Source organism: Pseudomonas sp. LB3P31 (assembly GCF_054897945.1).
The window spans coordinates 4,116,822-4,135,616 of the sequence record NZ_CM142710.1 but is presented as its reverse complement, the minus strand read 5'-3'; the positions used below and the strand labels follow the sequence as shown (position 1 = coordinate 4,135,616).

The following is an 18,795-nucleotide window of genomic DNA, read 5'->3' as shown; positions in this document are numbered from 1 at the left end:
CGAGCAGGCTCACTCCCACATTGGATCTTTGTTGTACATCCGATCCTTGTAGGAGCGAGCCTGCTCGCGATGAGGGCATGACGAACAACAAATCAATCCGCTGCTGCACCGCCTCGGTAAAACAACCAATACCCCACCTGCCCCACCGCCTCATTCATCAACTGCCCGCTCTGCCAGATCGACTTGAACTCCGGCATCCAGCCACCCAACGGGCGCGCATTATCCCCACCGAGAAACCCGACCGGCGCAGGCACCACTTCGAACCCGGCTTTCTGGAAGCTCCACACCGAGCGGGGCATGTGCGCAGCCTGGGTCACGACCACCACGCGCTTGATCCCCTGTGGCAGCAACATATCCGCGCTCATTTGTGCGTTCTCCCAGGTCGTGCGGCTAAGCCCTTCCTGCCAGCGCACAGCCACGCCGAAATCGTCGAGCAACGAATCCGCCATCAACTTGGCTTCGGAGGGCGGCGTACCGTAGTGCAACCCGCCGCTGGTCAGCACCGGCAATCCCGACGCCTTCGCCAGCCGCGCCGCATAACGTTCGCGCTCCAGACCGATGCCCGTCGGCTGATCCGCCCCCCAGGCCGAGTCCCCGCGCTCGCGCCCAGACCCCAGCACCACAATGGCATCGGCCCGCTGGCCGAGTGTCGCCCACTCTTCACGGCCCAGCGGCGGCACACGCTCCAGCGCGTTGGCACTCCACTGCACGACGATCGGCAGGCTCATCAGCCAGAAGCCCCCCAGGCCCAGCGCAAAGCACAGCCCGGCCAGTCGCGGGCGGGTGCGCCGCAGCCACCAGCCAAGGGCCAGCAGGAGCAGAAGGATGCCGGGAGGCAGTAGAAGTTGTTTCATAAAATAACGAAAAGGCATCGAGCATCTCCAAAGATGCCCGAAGCCTAAGAGGGTTGACGCAATGCGACAACTAAAACGAAAGGACTAAACTCCAACCAAAGCCTGAAATTCGCCTGGGCCTTTATTTGAATTGCAGTGACCGGACCTTTACCGCGTCCCTGCCAGGTGCCTTGTCCCTGAGCCAGATGATTTTGGCCGAACGTGGTGCGTCGAGCTGCTTCACTGCCTCTGACAAGCATCCGTGTGTTTCACGTTCACTGCGGTCCAGGTACGCTTTTACCAGCGCAAACTCTGCGGGACTGAGGCCACGCAGTTCCAACTCGAGGGGGCGCTCATCGCGCAGCCGGTCAGCGGTTTTTGCGGCGTCCAGAGCCATCCCCAGACGGTCGATCAGTCGTTCATACAGCTGCGGTTTTGTGACTTTTTGCTGTGACTCAACCATCCCTCACCTCATTGAAGATAAGTCTTGCTCCCCATTTAGAGCTTAGCTTCCATCAACAAACCGGCTGAGCGCCGCGACCAACGGCCCTCGCGGGGCAAATCGGGCGGCGCCAGCGTGCAATCAGGGTTTCCCTCGGTAGAGCGCGGTCATGTATGCTACGGCGCTTCCTGTAACTCCACTTCCAGCTCGCCTGGACAACGAAACGCCGATTTGGCGTGCTCACTGTCCAGCATTGCAGAGAAGAGGATTAGGCCACCCCTATTCAGTTCAAAAGTAGCCATGCACGAACAATATCAGCCCCGTGAAATCGAAGCCGCCGCCCAGTCGTTCTGGGACGAGCAAAAGTCCTTTGAAGTCAGTGAACAGCCAGGCAAGGAGACGTTCTATTGCCTGTCGATGTTCCCTTACCCTAGCGGCAAGCTACACATGGGGCACGTGCGCAACTACACCATCGGCGACGTGATCTCCCGCTACCAGCGCATGCAAGGCAAGAATGTCCTGCAACCCATGGGTTGGGACGCCTTCGGCATGCCGGCGGAAAACGCCGCGATGAAGAACAACGTAGCGCCCGCCAAGTGGACCTACGAAAACATCGCCTACATGAAGACCCAGCTGCGCAGCCTGGGCCTGGCGGTGGACTGGTCCCGCGAAGTGACCACCTGCAAGCCGGATTACTACCGCTGGGAACAATGGCTGTTCACTCGCCTGTTCGAAAAAGGCGTGATCTACAAGAAAAGCGGCACCGTGAACTGGGACCCGGTCGACCAGACCGTCCTGGCCAACGAGCAGGTGATCGACGGCCGCGGCTGGCGCTCCGGTGCGCTGATCGAAAAGCGCGAAATCCCGATGTACTACTTCAAGATCACCGCCTACGCGGATGAGCTGCTGGAGAGCCTCGACGAGTTGACTGGCTGGCCTGAACAGGTCAAGACCATGCAACGCAACTGGATCGGCAAATCCCGCGGCATGGAAGTGCAGTTCCCGTACAACGTCGATTCGATCGGCGAGAGCGGCGCACTGAAGGTTTTCACGACCCGCCCGGACACCCTGATGGGCGCAACCTACGTTGCCGTGGCCGCCGAACACCCGTTGGCGACCCTGGCCGCACAGAACAACCCTGAGCTACAGGCGTTCATCGCTGAATGCAAAGGCGGCAGCGTCGCCGAAGCTGACGTCGCCACCCAGGAGAAAAAAGGCCTGCCGACCTCACTGTTCGTCGAGCACCCGCTTACCGGTGAGAAACTCCCGGTATGGGTAGCCAACTACGTGCTGATGCACTACGGCGACGGCGCGGTAATGGCTGTTCCGGCCCATGACGAGCGCGATTTCGAATTCGCCACCAAGTACAACCTGCCGATCAAGTCCGTGGTGCGCACCAGTTCAGGTGACACCAACCCGGCGCCTTGGCAGGACGCGTACGGCGAGCACGGCTCGCTGATCAACTCCGGCGAGTTCGACGGCCTGGACTTCGTGGGTGCTTTCGACGCGATCGAAGTCGCGCTGATCAAGAAGAACCTCGGTGCCTCGCGCACCCAGTTCCGCCTGCGCGACTGGGGCATCAGCCGTCAGCGCTACTGGGGCTGCCCGATCCCGATCGTCCACTGCACTGCCTGCGGTGACGTGCCGGTGCCGGAAGACCAATTGCCGGTGGTACTGCCGGAAGACGTGGTGCCGGACGGTGCAGGTTCGCCTTTGGCGCGCATGCCCGAGTTCTACGAGTGCAGCTGCCCGAAATGCGGCCAACCTGCCAAGCGTGAAACCGACACCATGGACACCTTTGTCGAGTCGTCCTGGTACTACGCTCGCTACGCCTCGCCACACTATGAAGGCGGCCTGGTAGAAAAGTCCGCGGCTGACCACTGGTTGCCGGTGGATCAGTACATCGGCGGCATCGAACACGCGATTCTTCACCTGCTGTATGCGCGCTTCTTCCACAAGCTGATGCGCGACGAAGGCCTGGTGAGCTCCAACGAGCCGTTCAAGAACCTGCTGACCCAGGGCATGGTGATCGCCGAGACTTACTATCGCCGCGAAGCCAACGGTGCCTACACCTGGTTCAACCCGGCAGACGTCGAACTCGAACGCGACAGCAAAGCCAAGGTCATCAGCGCCAAACTGATCTCCGACGGCTTGCCGGTAGAGATCGGCGGCACCGAGAAGATGGCCAAGTCGAAGAACAACGGCGTCGACCCACAGTCGATGATTGACCAGTTCGGCGCAGATACCTGCCGCCTGTTCATGATGTTCGCCTCGCCACCTGACATGAGCGCGGAATGGTCTGACTCCGGCGTTGAAGGTTCGCACCGCTTCCTCAAGCGCGTCTGGCGCCTGGCGCAAGCCCACGTCACTCAGGGCCTGCCGGGCACACTGGACGTCGCCAGCCTGAACGACGAGCAGAAAACCATTCGCCGTTCGATCCACCTGGCCATCAAGCAAGCGAGCCACGACGTCGGCCAAAACCACAAATTCAACACCGCCATCGCCCAGGTGATGACACTGATGAACGTGCTGGAAAAAGCCCCGCAAGCGTCCGCACAGGATCGCGCGCTGGTACACGAAGGTCTGGAAGCCGTGACGCTGTTGCTGGCGCCGATCACCCCGCACATCAGCCACGAGTTGTGGAATCAACTGGGTCACGCGGATCCCGTGATCGACGCCGCCTGGCCGGTGCTGGACGAGACCGCACTGGTGCAGGACAGTCTGACGCTGGTCATCCAGGTCAACGGCAAGCTGCGCGGCCAGATCGAAATGCCCGCCAGCGCGACTCGCGAAGAAGTCGAAGCGGCTGCCCGTACCAACGAGAACGTGCTGCGCTTCGTCGATGGCCTGACTATTCGTAAAGTGATCGTAGTGCCCGGGAAACTGGTCAATATCGTCGCCAGCTAATTGGACCAGGCGCCAGGTCAGCCTGGCGCCGAGTAAAACCTTTCGGGCCGCACAGTCGGCCCACCTGGTTTCAAGGGGAACAACAAGATGATCAAACGCAATTTGCTGGTGATGGGCCTGGCGGTCCTGTTGAGCGCCTGCGGTTTCCAGCTGCGTGGCACCGGCACCACTGAACTGGCGATCAAGGAACTTGACCTGAGCGCCCGCAACGCCTACGGCCCGACCGTGACTCAGATGCGCCAGGTGCTTGAAAGCAGCGGCGTGAAGGTTGTCGCCGGCGCTCCGTACAAGCTGGTGTTGACCAACGAACAGGAAAGCCAGCGAACCCTCAGCTACGCAGGTGCCGGCCGCACTGGCGAATACCAGCTGAGCACCGTGCTGGAGTACGATATCCGAGGTCAGCGTGACCGCGGACTGCTGAGCGACAAGCTCGAAGTACAGAAAGTGTTCATGCACGACGGCAACAACATCATGGGTTCCGAGCTGGAAGCCGAAGATGCCCGCAAGCAAATCCGTCGTGAACTGGTGCAACGCATGATGCTGCGCTTGCAACAGCTCACCCCTGCCCAGCTGGACCAGCTGCAGCAGACTGCTGACGCCAAGGCCCAGGCTGAGGCCGCAGCACTGGAAGCGGCACAGAAAGCCGAGGCGGAAACGCCGCGCCAGTCGCCTATTGAACTGCCGCAGCAGTAAGACCTGCGGGGCGCCCAGGCGCCCCGCTCGCCCTCACCGATGAAACTCGCCCCCGCCCAACTCGCCAAACACCTGCAAGGTGCGCTCGCGCCTGTTTATATTATCAGCGGCGACGACCCGTTGCTGTGCCAGGAAGCCGCCGACGCCATCCGTGCCGCCGCCCGCCAACAGGGTTTCGACGAACGCCAGGTATTCGCTGCCGACGCCACTTTCGACTGGGGCACTTTGCTGCAAGCCGGGGCCAGCATGTCGTTGTTCGCGCAAAAGCGCTTGCTGGAGCTGCGCTTGCCGTCCGGCAAACCTGGTGACAAGGGTGCTGCCGCGTTTATCGAATATTGCTCGCGCCCCGCCGAAGACACTGTGTTGCTGATCAGCTTGCCCAAGCTCGATGGCAGCGCGCAGAAAACCAAGTGGGGTAAGGCGCTGGTCGAAGGCCAGCAGACTCAATTCGTGCAGATCTGGCCAGTGGATGCCAACCAGCTACCGAGCTGGATTCGTCAGCGTCTGTCTCAGGCCGGGCTCTCCGCCAGCCAGGACGCAGTCGAACTGATTGCCGCACGAGTCGAAGGCAACCTGCTGGCTGCAGCCCAGGAAATCGAAAAACTCAAGCTGATGGCCGAGGGTGGCCAGATCACCGTCGAGACGGTACAAGCTGCGGTGGCCGACAGCGCGCGTTTTGACGTGTTCGGCCTGACCGATGCGATTCTCAACGGCGAGGCCGCCCACGCTCTGCGGATGCTCGAAGGGCTGCGCGGGGAAGGCGTCGAACCGCCGGTGATTCTCTGGGCCCTGGCCCGGGAACTGCGCCTGCTGGCCAACCTGTCGCTGCAGTACAGCCAGGGCGTGCCACTGGACAAGGCGTTCAGCTCGGCCCGACCACCGGTCTGGGACAAGCGCAAACCGCTGATGAGCAAAGCCCTGCAACGCTACTCAGCGCAACGCTGGGCGCAGTTGTTGCTGGAAGCGCAACGCATCGACGCCCAGATCAAAGGCCAGGCTGCGGGCTCGCCGTGGATGAGTCTTAGTCGGTTGTCGTTGTTGATGGCTGGGCAGAGATTGTCGTTGCCTGCGGAGTAAGATCAAAAGATCGCAGCCTTCGGCAGCTCCTACGGGTCCTTACTTTCTGGCGGCCTGAAAGGCAACCGACCGCTCAACATGTTAAGGTCTGCACCTGATTCGTTTTTCCCTGGACCTGTGCATGCCCCTTAGTCTTTCCCGTCGTTGGCCGCTGCGCCAGCTGCTAGCTGCCTCCAGCCTCGTTCTGCTTGTCGCCTGCGCGGAAAAACCTACCGCCGCCGACGCTCAACCGCTCCAGACCCTCCCTGTCGCTACAGCCCCCGCGGTGATTCCGCCGGTGGTTCCGACCGGCGAAAATCTTGATCTGCAGCCGACCCAGACGTTCGCCGAATGGCAGGCTGGTTTCCGTAAGGAAGCCCTGGCCGCCGGTATCCGTGCCGACCTGTTTGATCGCGCCTTCGCCAATGTCAGCCTGGACCCCAGCGTCATTCGTGCCGATCGCAGCCAGCCGGAATTTTCCCGCCCGGTATGGGAATACCTCGATGGCGCCCTGTCGCCACTGCGGGTGCGCAAAGGCCAGGCATTGGTCAACGAGTACGCCGACATCCTGCAAAGCATCGAGCAACGCTACGGGGTTGACCGTCAGGTACTGGTGTCTGTCTGGGGCATGGAAAGCAACTTCGGGCAGTTCCAGGGCAGCAAGTCGGTGATTAATTCCCTGGCGACCCTGGCCTACGAAGGTCGCCGCCCGGGTTTTGCTCAGGCGCAGCTGATCGCCGCGCTGCAGATCCTGCAACAGGGTGATATCGAGCCCGAGAAAATGCTGGGTTCCTGGGCTGGCGCCATGGGCCAGACCCAGTTCATTCCGACTACCTACAATACCCACGCCGTGGACTTCGACGGCGACGGGCGCCGTGACATCTGGGGCAGCTCCGCCGATGCGCTGGCTTCCACCGCGCATTACCTGCAAAGCTCCGGCTGGCAGAAAGGCCAGCCTTGGGGCTTTGAGGCGCAGTTGCCAAGCGGTTTCAATTACGTCCTGGCGGATGGCACGATTCGCAAGACTGTCGCCGAGTGGCAGCAGTTGGGCGTAACGCTACCTAATGGCGCCCAGGTTCCGCCAGGTTCGGAGCATCTGTCCGCGGCCCTTCTGTTGCCGGCCGGCTACCGTGGCCCGGCATTCCTGGTGCTGGACAACTTCCGCGCGATTCTCAAATACAACAATTCGTCGTCCTACGCCTTGGCGGTAGGCCTGTTGTCGGAGCGTTTCAGCGGTGGCGGCCTGATCAGTGGTGCCTGGCCGAAAGATGACATGCCGCTCAGTCGTACCGAGCGTATGGAACTGCAAAGCCTGCTGAGTGCGCAGAACTATGACGCGGGCACGGCCGACGGCATCATCGGCGCCAATACCCGCAAGGCGATTCGCAGCGCGCAGCAGTCGTTCGGCTGGCCGGCGGATGGGTATCCGACGCACAAGTTGCTGGAAGGCCTGAGAAACCGCTGAAAGCAAAAGATCGCAGCCTTCGGCAGCTCCTACGGGTGTACACAAAACCCTGTAGGAGCTGCCGAAGGCTGCGATCTTTTCGCATCACCCGGTTATTTGATTACCACATCCTGCTCCAACACCAACGCCTTGCCCCCCGCATCCAGCCGCACCAACGCCCCCATCGGCAAGGTCAGGTTCGGATCACAATGCCCGCTGCGCCACCCGGCCAGTACCGGGATCCGCAACGGCTCGAAAGTCTGCTTGAGCAGCCGCTCCAACGCAGCAGTCTCGACTCCGGCCACATCCCCCACCAGAACCCCGCGCAGCTTGCCCAGCGTGCCCGCCAGGCGCAGGTGAGTCAGCAGCCGGTCAATCCGGTACAACGGCTCGTTAATGTCCTCGATAAACAGGATGACTCCTTCGGCATCGATTTCAAAAGGCGTGCCCATGGTCGCCGCGATCATCGACAGATTGCCGCCCAGCAAGCGCCCGTGGGCAATGCCGGGTTCGATCGTGGTCAACGGGTAGGCCACCGGATGAGTCAGCACGCTGCCTGCCTTCACCTGCCCTCTGAGCATGTTGAAAAACGACGACTCGGTCGGTCTTTTCTTGTCCCCCAGCAGGTCAGCATTGAGCAACGGCCCATGAAAGGTCACGAACCCGGCATATCGACTGATCGCCAGGTGCAGCGCGGTGATGTCGCTGTAGCCAATGAACGGCTTCGCGTTGTTGCGCAACAACCCGAAATCGATGCGATCGAGTAGCCGCGGAGTGCCGTAACCACCGCGCAGGCAAATGATCGCCTCGACCTGCGGATCGGCAAATGCTCCGTGCAGATCATCCAGGCGCCGCTGGTCGCTGCCGGCGAGGTAGCCATCTTTTTCATAAACTCCCGGAAAAATCCGCAGTGCATAACCACGGGCGCGCATCCAGGCGACGGCCTTGTCGGTGTCCAGCGGCGCCGGCCCGGCAGGCGCAATGACGCCGATCAGCCCTTGCGACGGCAACGCCGGAACAGCAGCGTGTGGACTGAGGGTGTGTATCGGTCGAACGGTCATCCATGAATCTCCCTGCGTGAAAACATCAAACACACAGTAGTCAGGAACTGCGACAAACAGAAGAAGAACAGTTGCCCTCAGTCTGCAGGAAAAAGCCGTGTTTGCCGTAGGCCAGGCAAAAAACCGCCCGCAAGCTGGAGTAGCCTTGCGGGCGCTTTTTCACCAGCGATCGATCAGGACGACATCAGCTCGGCCTTGACCAGCTTGGCCTGCTCGTCGGCGTGATACGACGAACGTACCAGCGGGCCGGAGGCGACGTTCTTGAAGCCCATCTTGTAACCTTCCTCGGCGAACCAGGCGAAGGTGTCCGGGTGCACGAAACGCTGGACCGGCAAGTGGCTGCGGGATGGCTGCAGGTACTGGCCCAGGGTCAGCATGTCGATGTCATGCTCGCGCATGCGCTTCATCACTTCGATGACTTCTTCATCGGTTTCGCCCAGGCCCAGCATCAGGCCGGACTTGGTCGGAATGTGCGGCATCATCTGCTTGAAGCGTTGCAGCAGGGTCAGCGACCACTGGTAGTCCGAGCCCGGACGCGCGGCCTTGTACAGGCGAGGCACGGTTTCCAGGTTGTGGTTGAACACATCAGGCGGCTCGGCAGCAGTAATTTCCAGCGCTACGTCCATACGTCCACGGTAGTCCGGGACCAGGGTTTCGAGCTGGACGTTCGGCGACAGCTTGCGAATTTCGCGGATACAGTCGGCAAAGTGCTGGGCACCGCCGTCACGCAGGTCGTCGCGGTCGACGGAGGTAATCACCACGTATTTCAGTTTCAGGTCGGCAATGGCGATAGCCAGGCTTTCTGGCTCATTGACGTCCAGTGGCTTCGGACGACCGTGGCCCACGTCGCAGAACGGGCAACGACGGGTGCAGATGTCACCCATGATCATGAAGGTAGCGGTGCCGCCGGAGAAGCACTCGCCCAGGTTCGGGCAGGAGGCTTCTTCGCAGACGCTGTGCAGCTTGTGTTTGCGCAGCAGGGCCTTGATGCGGTCGACTTCCGGGGAAATCGGGATGCGCACGCGGATCCAGTCGGGCTTCTTCGGCAGCTCGGTGGTCGGAATGATCTTTACCGGGATGCGTGCAACCTTCTCGGCGCCGCGCAGCTTGACGCCGGCTTCTACCTTGGCACGCGGGGCCGGACGCTCGGTAACATCCAGCGTCGGGATCATGGTTTGCACTGCATCAGTAGTCATATCAGTCGATTCCGCCCGTTAGGGTCGTCTGCTCAGCATAGTCGAGGTGTTTGACGAGCTGCGCGCGCAGCCGGGCACTTACCTCGGCAAATTCAATCGATCCTGCGTGGTCGCTCAGCTGGGTCATCGCCAGCCCGGCGTAGCCGCAGGGATTAATCCGTCGGAACGGTTCCAGGTTCATGTCCACGTTCAGGGCCAGGCCATGAAAGGAACAGCCGTGGCGAATGCGCAAACCCAGGGAGGCGATTTTCGCCCCGTCGACGTACACACCCGGTGCATCCGGCTTGGCTGCCGCGCTGACGCCGTAACTCGCCAGCAATTCGATCAGGCAATGCTCCATGCGGGTGACCAGGTCACGCACACCAAAACCGAGCTTGCGTACATCGAGCAGCAGGTAGGCGACCAACTGGCCGGGGCCGTGGTAGGTCACCTGGCCACCGCGATCGACTTGTACCACCGGGATATCACCCGGCAGCAGCAGATGTTCGGCCTTGCCGGCCTGGCCCTGGGTGAACACCGGAGGGTGCTCGACCAGCCAGATCTCGTCCGCGGCATCGGTGCCACGTTCGTTGGTAAAGCGTTGCATGGCATGCCAGACCGGCTCGTAAGCCATCTGGCCCAGCTCGCGAAAGCCCAGCGTGCCAGACATCACAGCACCATGTGCACAAAACCGGTAGCGCGCAACTCGCTGTTGATGTCGTACAGCTGCTCTTGACCGGTAGCGATGATGTGCAACTGGATAGTGGTGTACTTGCCGTTGGTGCTCTGGCGCTCGGCGAACGTCTTGAGGTCAACGGTGGCGTGCTTCTCAAGGATCTCGATGATCTTGTCCTTGAAGCCTACGCCGGTGTCGCCGATTACTTTAATCGGGTAATCCGCGCAGGGGAATTCGATCTTTGGCGCCTTTACTTCGGTATCGGTCATGGCGTAACGGCCTCGTGAGCGTAAGCCGTGGTAACGAACATGGCCCCGCTCCGATTTGGAACGGGGCCATGCAGGTCCACACTAAATCAGTTGAACAAGCCGTAGAAGAATAGACGGATGCTATCCCACATGCGACGGAAGATACCACCCTCGTCAACCGCGTCCAGAGCGATCAGGTCGGCGCTGTGCACCACCTTGTCGTCCAGTTTCACTTCGACTTTACCGATTACGTCGCCCTTGGCAATTGGCGCAATCAGCTGTGGGTTCATGGTCATGCTGGCGGCGAGCTTTTTCAGCTGGCCTTTTGGCAGGGTCATGGTCAGGTCTTCAGCCAGGCCGGCCTTGACTTGATTGGTGGTGCCTTTCCAGACAGGAGCCTGAGCCAGCTCGGCGCCTTTCTGATAGAAGGTCTGGGTTTCGAAGAAGCGGAAGCCGTAAGTCAGCAGCTTCTGGGTCTCGGAAGCGCGAGCCACTTCGCTGTTGGTGCCGAACACCACGGCGATCAGGCGCATGCCATCACGTACAGCCGACGACACCATGCAGTAGCCCGCTTCATCGGTGTGGCCGGTTTTCAGGCCATCAACGGTCTTGTCGCGCCACAGCAGCAGGTTGCGGTTAGGTTGCTTGATGCCGTTCCAGAAGAACTCTTTCTGCGAGTAGATCGCATAGTGAGCCGGGTCTTCGTGGATGATCGCGCGAGCCAGCACGGCCATGTCGTGAGCCGAAGAGTAGTGCTCAGGGTTCGGCAGGCCGGTCGGGTTCATGAAGTGGCTATTGGTCATGCCAAGGTCGGCCACGGTTTTGTTCATCATGTCGGCGAACGCGTCTTCGCTGCCGGCGATGTGCTCGGAGAGCGCAACACTGGCGTCGTTACCCGACTGGATGATGATGCCGTGCAGCAGGTCGCTGACAGTGACCTGGGAGCCGACCTTGATGAACATCCGCGAACCGCCGGTGCGCCAGGCGTTTTCGCTGACGGTCACCGGATCGTTCTCGCCAATCTGGCCACGACGGATTTCCAGGGTCGCGATGTACGCGGTCATCAGCTTGGTCAGGCTGGCCGGAGGCAGACGCTGGTCGCCGTTGTTTTCTACCAGCACGTTGCCGCTGCTGGCGTCCATGAGCACATAGGATTTAGCCGCCAGTTGTGGTGGCGACGGCATCATCTCGACCGCGAAAGCGGCAGGCGAGATGAGCAGCGGGACTAGCAGGCAAAGTCGTTTGGCAAAGGTGGTGATGTTCATCCGTCTCTCGAAATCGCTAATGGAAACTGCCCAGGGGCAAAACTAATCAGACAGCTTTCTAACGAGCTGTCGCGTGTTTGGTCGTTCACTCTGTAGCCCTTGCCGGGCTTTTGTTCTTCATCGAGCCAACAACCAGGCCCACCCCCCAAATCGCAAGTGAACCCTCAATCAAGTACTACGTATTACTCGGCGGTGACCAGGCTCGGCGAACCGAGATTGGCCAGGCGCACGCTGTTCTGCACCTGCTGGATTTCACCCGGAGAGCCCATCGGCCCCAGGCGTACCCGATGCAGGGTCTGTTGATTGCGCACGATCGAACTGATGAACACCGGAGCGCTCACCATTCCGCTCAGCTTCGATCTCAGGAGCTCTGCAGCGTCCGGGTTGGCGAACGCGCCCACCTGCAGATACTGGCCAGAGGCTGGTACAGAAGCGTTTTTTTTTGCATCGATCTGCACGGGCACTACGGCCGCCGCGTGTTGCTGCGGCGGTGGCGTCCATTGCTCGACGGTGCCGGCCGAAGCCGTGATCATCGGTGCCTTGTTCTGTGCGACCTGCGGTTCGTTGAGCATCAACGGCGCCGGACGGCCTTTGGCGGCCCACCATTGCTGTGGATCGATGCCCTCGACCTTGACTCGCGCGGTACCGGTTTCGGCATAACCGAGCTTTTTGGCCGCCGCGTACGACAGATCGATGATGCGGTCGGAGTAGAACGGCCCACGATCGTTGACCCGCAGCACTACCGACTTGTTATTGTCCAGGTTGGTCACCCGAACGTAACTTGGCAGTGGCAAGGTCTTGTGGGCGGCACTCATGCCGTACAGGTCATAGACTTCGCCGTTGGCGGTGTTCTGACCGTGGAACTTGGTGCCGTACCAGGACGCCGTGCCCGAAGCCACGTAGGTTTTGGATTCCTGGATCGGGAAGTAGGTCTTGCCCAGCACGGTGTAGGGGTTGGCTTTATAAGGGCCGGTGTGCAGGGTCGGGGTGGCGTCCGGGATGCGCGACACGTCGACATCCCACCAGGGCGCGCCGTCTTTGTGGGCGCGGTTGATATCCAGCCCCGGCATGGTGCGCACGGCGGTAGTTGCCGGCTTTTGCGTCGGCGCGCGGCTGGTCGAACAACTGGCGACCAGCACCGCCAAGGCACCGAATGCCATCAGCTTCAGGGGTTTATTCATAGGCAATGCCCGCATTACTTGACGCCCCGTGCTTGGACCAGCTGTTCAGACAGTTGATGTACGGCCATGGCGTACATCACGCTGCGGTTATAACGCGTGATCGCGTAAAAATTCTTCAGGCCCATCCAGTATTCAGGGCCTTGGTCACCTTCCAGGCGGAAAGCCGTGACCGGCATATCATCGCGCAGCGCATCATGACTCGACCACCCCAACGCTCGCAACTCCCCGACGGTTTTAGTCGGTTCGATGCCAGTGGTCAAACCTTCGTCCACCTGATCGCCCCGCACGTCGGCGCGACTGACCACCGGCTCCCCGGCTACCCAGCCGTGACGCTTGAAGTAACTGGCAACGCTGCCGATGGCATCGTCCGGGTTGTTCCAGATATTGATGTGGCCGTCACCGTCGAAATCGACTGCGTAGGCGCGAAAACTGCTGGGCATGAACTGCGGCAGACCCATGGCCCCGGCGTACGAGCCCTTGAGGGTCAATGGGTCGACCTGCTCTTCGCGGGCCAGCAGCAGGAACTCACGCAGCTCCTTGCGGAAAAATTCGGCACGAGGAGGATAGTCGAAACCCAGGGTCGACAAGGCATCGATCACCCGGAAATTTCCGGTATTTCGGCCAAAAAAGGTTTCAACGCCGATGATCGAGACAATTACCTGGGCCGGCACCCCGTATTCCTGTTCGGCACGGGCCAGCACCGCTTCGTGCTGCCGCCAGAAATCCACGCCCCGGGCGATGCGCGCATCGGAGATGAACATCGGGCGGTATTCGTTCCACTGCTTGACCCGCTCGGCAGGTTTCGAGATGGCGTCCAGAATCGACTGCTTGCGCTCGGCTTCGCGGAACACGCTCATCAACTGCTCACCGGCAAAACCATAGTCGCGGGTCATTTCACCGACGAATTCGGCCACCTGCGGTGTGCCCTCGTAATCGCCGGCCAACGCGTACTGCGTTGTGCCAAGGATGCTTACCAGGCCGACCCATGGCGCGTATCGAGTCGCCCAGCCACGCATTACTTGCATTGAAATCTTCACCTTATTCAAACTTGCGCGATCCACTTACGATGGGTATGGATCGACATCAAAACCCCAAACGCTGACAGCAACGTCACCAGCGAAGTTCCTCCGTAGCTAATGAACGGCAACGGCACCCCCACAACTGGCAACAGGCCACTGACCATACCGATGTTGACGAAAACGTAAACAAAAAACGTCATGGTCAGGGAGCCGGCGAGCAATTTCCCGAACAATGTCTGGGCCTGGGCGGTAATCACCAGGCCCCGGCCAATCAATAGCAAATAAATCAACAGCAGTGCGCAGATGCCCACCAGGCCGAACTCTTCGCCCATTACCGCGATGATGAAGTCGGTGTGGCTTTCCGGCAGGAAGTCCAGGTGCGACTGGGTACCCAGCAGCCAGCCCTTGCCGAACACGCCGCCGGAACCGATCGCTGCTTTCGACTGAATGATGTTCCAGCCAGTGCCGAGAGGATCGCTTTCAGGGTCGAGGAAGGTCAGCACGCGCTGCTTCTGGTAGTCGTGCATCACGAAGTACCACATGGCCACGGACACCGGCACGGCGGCTGCGAGCACGCTGAGGATCCAGCGCCAGCGCAGGCCGCCCATGAACAGTACGAAGGCGCCCCCCGCCAGAATCAGCAACGAAGTACCGAGGTCAGGCTGACGCACGATCAGGATGAACGGCAAGCCGATCAGGAACAGGCTGACCCCCACGTGCTTGAGCTGCGGCGGCAAAGTACGTTTTGACAGGTACCAGGCAATGGTCGCCGGCATCAGAATCTTCATGAACTCCGAGGGCTGGAAGCGGATGACCCCGGGAATGTTGATCCAGCGCGTGGCACCCATGGCGTTGTGGCCCATGATGTCGACCACCACCAGCAACAGCACGCCGAGCACATAACCCACCGGCACCCAACGCGCCATGAAGCGCGGTTCGAACTGGGCGATGACTACCATCGAGACCAGGCCGATGCCGAACGAAGTTGCCTGCTTGGCCAGCAAGTCCCAGCTCTTGCCACTCGCCGAATACAGAACGAACAGGCTGCCGGCAGCGAGCGTCAGCAGCAGGATCAGCAATGGGCCGTCGATATGCATGCGTTGCAACAACGTCGCACGGCGACGCATCACATCTTCACTGGAGAGGATGCGATCGAAATTACTCTTCACGGGCCGTAGCCTCCGCACTGATAGGGCTGGCGTATTCGGCTTTCAGTCGGCCGTCCTGACCCAGGAGCCAGGCGTCCATGATCTGACGGACCACTGGAGCGGCAACGCCGGAACCGGACTCGCCGTTCTCGACCATGACCGACACGACGATTTTCGGGTTGTCGGCCGGCGCGAAGCCGACGAACAAGGCGTGGTCGCGGTGACGCTCCTGAACCTTGGAACGGTCGTACTTCTCGCCCTGCTTGATCGCAACCACCTGCGCCGTACCACTTTTGCCGGCAATCCGGTATTGCGCGCCGATCGCGGCCTTGCGCGCGGTGCCTCGTGCACCATGCATGACCTGCTGCATACCGTGATTGACCTTGGCCCAGTCCGACGGATCGCGCAGGACGATATTCGGCATCGGGTCTTCATCCTTGGGCTTCTCACCCTCGACCGTCTTGGCCAGGTGCGGACGATTCCAGATGCCCTTGTTCGCGACCAAAGCAGTAGCTTGCGCCAGCTGCAGCGGCGTCGACTGCATGTAGCCCTGGCCGATCCCCAGAATCAGAGTCTCGCCCGGGAACCAGGCCTGACGGCGGGTCGCGCGCTTCCACTCGCGGGACGGCATAAGCCCCGGCGATTCCTCGAACATGTCCAGCGAGACCTTCTGGCCGATGCCGAACTTGCCCATGTAGGCGGACAGCCGATCGATCCCCAGCTTGTGCGCCAGGTCGTAGAAATAGGTGTCGTTGGACCGCATGATCGCGGTATCCAGGTCGACAAAACCGTCACCGGTCCGGTTCCAGTTGCGGTATTTGTGATCGTAGTTGGGCAGCTGGTAGTAGCCCGGATCGAAGACCCGGGTGGATGCAGTCACCACGCCCGAGTCCAGGCCGGCAATGGCCACCGCCGGCTTGATGGTCGAGCCCGGCGGGTACAGGCCGCGCAGCACCCGGTTGAACAGCGGCCGGTCGATGGAATCACGCAGCTCGGCGTAAGCCTTGAAGCTGATGCCGGTGACGAACAGGTTGGGATCGAAACTCGGCTGGCTGACCATCGCCAGCACTTCACCGGTGGCCGGGTCCAGCGCCACGACGGCACCACGCCGACCGCCGAGTGCCGCTTCGGCCGCTTCCTGCAATTTGATGTCCAGGCTCAGGACAATGTCTTTGCCGGGAATCGGATCGGTACGCTTGAGTACCCGCAGTACGCGGCCTCGAGCGTTGGTTTCGACTTCTTCGTAACCGACCTGGCCATGCAGTTCGGGCTCGTAGAAGCGTTCAATACCGGTCTTGCCAATATGATGGGTGCCGCTGTAATTCACCGGATCGAGGGTCTTCAGCTCTTTCTCGTTGATCCGCCCCATGTAGCCCACCGAGTGCGCAAAATGCGCACCCTGCGGGTAATGACGCACCAACTGCGCGACAACTTCCACGCCCGGAAGGCGGAACTGGTTCACCGCGATCCGGGCGATCTGTTCTTCCGAGAGCTCGAACAGGATCGGCACCGGCTCGAAAGGCCGGCGCCCCTGCTTCATGCGTTTCTCGAAGATCACCCGGTCTTCCGGCGTCAGCTCCAGTACTTCGACGATCACATCGAGTATCTGTTGCCAGTCACCGGAGCGCTCGCGCGTCATGCTCAGGCTGAAGCTGGGCCGGTTGTCGGCCACCACTACGCCATTGCGGTCGAAGATCAACCCGCGAGTCGGCGGAATCGGCTGCACATGGACGCGATTGTTTTCCGACAGGGTCGAGTGATACTCGTATTGAATCACCTGCAGGAAATACAGCCGCGCGATCAGCACACAAATCAGCACCACTACCGCAATTGCCCCGAACACGACGCGGCCACGCACCAGACGGGCGTCTTTTTCGTGGTCCTTGATGCGGATCGGCTGGGGCATGAGGGCAGAATTACTTGTGGTAAGGGTGGCCGGACAATACTGTCCAGGCACGATACAGCTGTTCGCCGATCAGGATCCGCACCAACGGGTGCGGCAGGGTCAACGGCGAGAGCGACCAGCGCTGATCCGCCCGCGCACAGACTTCCGGCGCCAGCCCTTCCGGGCCACCGACCATGAAATTCACCGTGCGCGAGTCCAGCCGCCAGCGATCCAGTTCGACCGCCAACTGCTCGGTGCTCCAGGGCTTGCCGTGGACTTCGAGGGTGACAATCCGCTCGTTCGGGCCGACCTTGGCGAGCATGGCTTCACCTTCCTGACGGATAAAGCGAGCCACGTCGGCGTTCTTGCCACGAGTGTTGAGCGGTATTTCCACCAGTTCCAGCGCCAGCTCGGACGGAAGACGCTTGGCATATTCATGCCAGCCTTCTTCCACCCATTTGGGCATGCGTGAACCGACGGCGATCAGTCGCAGTCGCACAGCAGTCCCTTACAGCTGGTCTTTGTTGAGCTTGGTGAAGTGCTCATGGGTGTTCTCTGGGCTGTGGTGTGCAGCGCTGGCCGAACGGCTTTGCTCGGCACCGGCCCACAGGCGTTCCAGGTCATAGAACTGACGTGCCGAGGCAGTCATCATGTGCACGATGACGTCGTCCATATCCAGCAATACCCAGTCGCTGTCGCCCTTGCCTTCTTCACCCAGTGGCTTGACGCCCAGGGCTTTAACGGCTTCGCGGACCTTGTCCAGCATCGCGCCAATCTGGCGGTTCGAAGTACCGGTAGCGATGATCATGAAGTCAGTGATGCTCTGCTTTTCACGAACGTCGATGACCTGGATATCCTGGCCCTTCACGTCTTCCAGGGCTGCAACGGCAACCTTGACCAGCTCTTCACCCTTCAGGGGCTCGTTGCTGAAAACCGCCTCAGGCAATGGAGCGCTCTTGAATGTGCCTTTGCGCTTTACTTTAGCTACGTCTTTGTTCGTCATATAAAACTCGTTTTGCTCGTATGTTCGGGCGCTTCGGTACACGCGTTCACGTGCTCTAAAGCGCTCCCTTTTTCAGTTCGACGCACGGTAGAGTCCGTGCGCATCGATGTAGGCCAGGACCGCGTCGGGCACCAGGAAACGTACCGACTTACCGCTGGCCAGCAGTTGACGGATCTGGGTGGCGGATACCGCGAGCGGAGTCTGCCAGACGAATGCAATCTGTCCGCTCGGCCCCTTGAGGGCCAGCGGGTCGCTCACCGAGCGCGCTGCCAGCAGGTTGCGCAAGGCATCCGGCGGTTCGCTGTCGGCATCCGGGCGTTGCAGCACCAGGATGTGGCAATGCTGGAGCAACTCTTCCCAGCGGTGCCAAGTGGGCAGGCCGCAAAATGCGTCCCAGCCCAGAAGTAGAAAAACCTGGTCCTGAGCGGCCAATTCGGCGCGCATCAACTCCAGGGTATCGATAGTGTAGGACGGTTTGTCCCGCTGCAATTCGCGAGCATCCACCACCAACGGCGCCACACCGGCCACCGCGCACTCGACCATCGCCAGACGGTCCTTCGCCGACACCTGCGGCGTACCGCGATGAGGCGGACGGGCGCTGGGCGTCAAGCGCAATTCATCCAGCGCCAGGGATTCCGCGACTTCCAGGCCACCGCGCAAGTGGCCGATGTGCACCGGATCGAACGTTCCGCCCAGCACGCCAATGCGGCGCGGGGCAGGCTCGTCGGGGACCGGCGCTGTCAGGTCGAGGTCGCCCAA

Annotated in this window: 18 protein-coding genes; 4 read left to right on the top strand and 14 right to left on the bottom strand. The window is 60.9% G+C overall.

The genetic code is table 11. The annotated features are described in order from the left end of the window. Nucleotides 1-92: 92 nt before the first annotated feature. Both ACYZTK_RS18780 and ACYZTK_RS18775 read right to left on the bottom strand, forming a co-directional pair. Nucleotides 93-872, bottom strand: a complete 780-nt coding sequence (locus tag ACYZTK_RS18780; RefSeq protein ID WP_462011217.1) for a YdcF family protein — start codon at nt 870-872, stop codon at nt 93-95. Between the two features lie 103 nt (nt 873-975). Continuing rightward, nucleotides 976-1,296, bottom strand: a complete 321-nt coding sequence (locus ACYZTK_RS18775; protein WP_462011216.1) for a hypothetical protein — start codon at nt 1,294-1,296, stop codon at nt 976-978. Nucleotides 1,297-1,575: 279 nt separating this feature from the next. Here ACYZTK_RS18775 and leuS point away from each other — a divergent pair, with 279 nt between their 5' ends. From leuS to ACYZTK_RS18755, 4 genes are all read left to right on the top strand, one after another. Continuing rightward, nucleotides 1,576-4,182 (top strand): leucine--tRNA ligase, encoded by a 2,607-nt coding sequence (gene leuS / locus ACYZTK_RS18770; protein ID WP_462011215.1) that lies wholly within the window; start codon nt 1,576-1,578, stop codon nt 4,180-4,182. Between the two features lie 87 nt (nt 4,183-4,269). After that, nucleotides 4,270-4,875 (top strand): LPS-assembly lipoprotein LptE, encoded by a 606-nt coding sequence (locus ACYZTK_RS18765; protein ID WP_462011214.1) that lies wholly within the window; start codon nt 4,270-4,272, stop codon nt 4,873-4,875. Nucleotides 4,876-4,914: 39 nt separating this feature from the next. Further along, nucleotides 4,915-5,952, top strand: a complete 1,038-nt coding sequence (gene holA, locus ACYZTK_RS18760) for a DNA polymerase III subunit delta (protein ID WP_462011213.1) — start codon at nt 4,915-4,917, stop codon at nt 5,950-5,952. Between the two features lie 121 nt (nt 5,953-6,073). Then, nucleotides 6,074-7,396, top strand: a complete 1,323-nt coding sequence (locus ACYZTK_RS18755; protein ID WP_462011212.1) for a lytic murein transglycosylase — start codon at nt 6,074-6,076, stop codon at nt 7,394-7,396. 92 nt (nt 7,397-7,488) lie between these two features. On the opposite strand, the gene ACYZTK_RS18750 is transcribed toward ACYZTK_RS18755, so the two are convergent. From ACYZTK_RS18750 to nadD, 12 genes are all read right to left on the bottom strand, one after another. Further along, nucleotides 7,489-8,436 carry a S66 peptidase family protein gene (locus ACYZTK_RS18750; protein WP_462011211.1) on the bottom strand — a complete coding sequence of 316 codons (948 nt, stop codon included), beginning with the start codon at nt 8,434-8,436 and terminating at the stop codon, nt 7,489-7,491. A gap of 173 nt (nt 8,437-8,609) precedes the next feature. Further along, a complete protein-coding gene (gene lipA, locus ACYZTK_RS18745) occupies nt 8,610-9,632 on the bottom strand; it encodes a lipoyl synthase (RefSeq protein ID WP_090179476.1) in 1,023 nt (340 codons plus the stop codon). Between the two features lies 1 nt (nt 9,633). Further along, nucleotides 9,634-10,281: a lipoyl(octanoyl) transferase LipB gene (gene lipB, locus ACYZTK_RS18740; RefSeq protein WP_462011210.1), complete on the bottom strand. Its 648-nt coding sequence runs from the start codon at nt 10,279-10,281 to the stop codon at nt 9,634-9,636. Next, entirely contained in the window at nt 10,281-10,556 is a 276-nt protein-coding gene (locus ACYZTK_RS18735) for a DUF493 domain-containing protein (RefSeq protein ID WP_462011209.1), read from the bottom strand. Before ACYZTK_RS18735 ends, lipB begins: the two co-directional genes overlap by 1 nt. An 86-nt stretch (nt 10,557-10,642) precedes the next feature. Continuing rightward, nucleotides 10,643-11,800 (bottom strand): D-alanyl-D-alanine carboxypeptidase family protein, encoded by a 1,158-nt coding sequence (locus ACYZTK_RS18730; RefSeq protein WP_462011208.1) that lies wholly within the window; start codon nt 11,798-11,800, stop codon nt 10,643-10,645. A gap of 182 nt (nt 11,801-11,982) precedes the next feature. Continuing rightward, complete coding sequence (locus ACYZTK_RS18725) at nt 11,983-12,996, bottom strand: septal ring lytic transglycosylase RlpA family protein (RefSeq protein ID WP_462011207.1); 1,014 nt, start codon at nt 12,994-12,996, stop codon at nt 11,983-11,985. Then, nucleotides 12,996-14,006: a lytic murein transglycosylase B gene (gene mltB, locus ACYZTK_RS18720; protein WP_462011206.1), complete on the bottom strand. Its 1,011-nt coding sequence runs from the start codon at nt 14,004-14,006 to the stop codon at nt 12,996-12,998. The genes ACYZTK_RS18725 and mltB overlap by 1 nt, the downstream gene beginning before the upstream one ends. A gap of 17 nt (nt 14,007-14,023) precedes the next feature. Further along, nucleotides 14,024-15,127: a rod shape-determining protein RodA gene (gene rodA, locus ACYZTK_RS18715; protein WP_462014929.1), complete on the bottom strand. Its 1,104-nt coding sequence runs from the start codon at nt 15,125-15,127 to the stop codon at nt 14,024-14,026. 31 nt (nt 15,128-15,158) lie between these two features. Beyond that, a complete protein-coding gene (gene mrdA, locus ACYZTK_RS18710; protein WP_462011205.1) occupies nt 15,159-17,054 on the bottom strand; it encodes a penicillin-binding protein 2 in 1,896 nt (631 codons plus the stop codon). 10 nt (nt 17,055-17,064) lie between these two features. Continuing rightward, a complete protein-coding gene (rlmH, locus tag ACYZTK_RS18705; RefSeq protein WP_003185785.1) occupies nt 17,065-17,532 on the bottom strand; it encodes a 23S rRNA (pseudouridine(1915)-N(3))-methyltransferase RlmH in 468 nt (155 codons plus the stop codon). Between the two features lie 9 nt (nt 17,533-17,541). After that, complete coding sequence (gene rsfS / locus ACYZTK_RS18700; protein ID WP_462011204.1) at nt 17,542-18,036, bottom strand: ribosome silencing factor; 495 nt, start codon at nt 18,034-18,036, stop codon at nt 17,542-17,544. 72 nt (nt 18,037-18,108) lie between these two features. Continuing rightward, nucleotides 18,109-18,795 carry a nicotinate-nucleotide adenylyltransferase gene (gene nadD, locus ACYZTK_RS18695; RefSeq protein WP_462011203.1) on the bottom strand — a complete coding sequence of 229 codons (687 nt, stop codon included), beginning with the start codon at nt 18,793-18,795 and terminating at the stop codon, nt 18,109-18,111.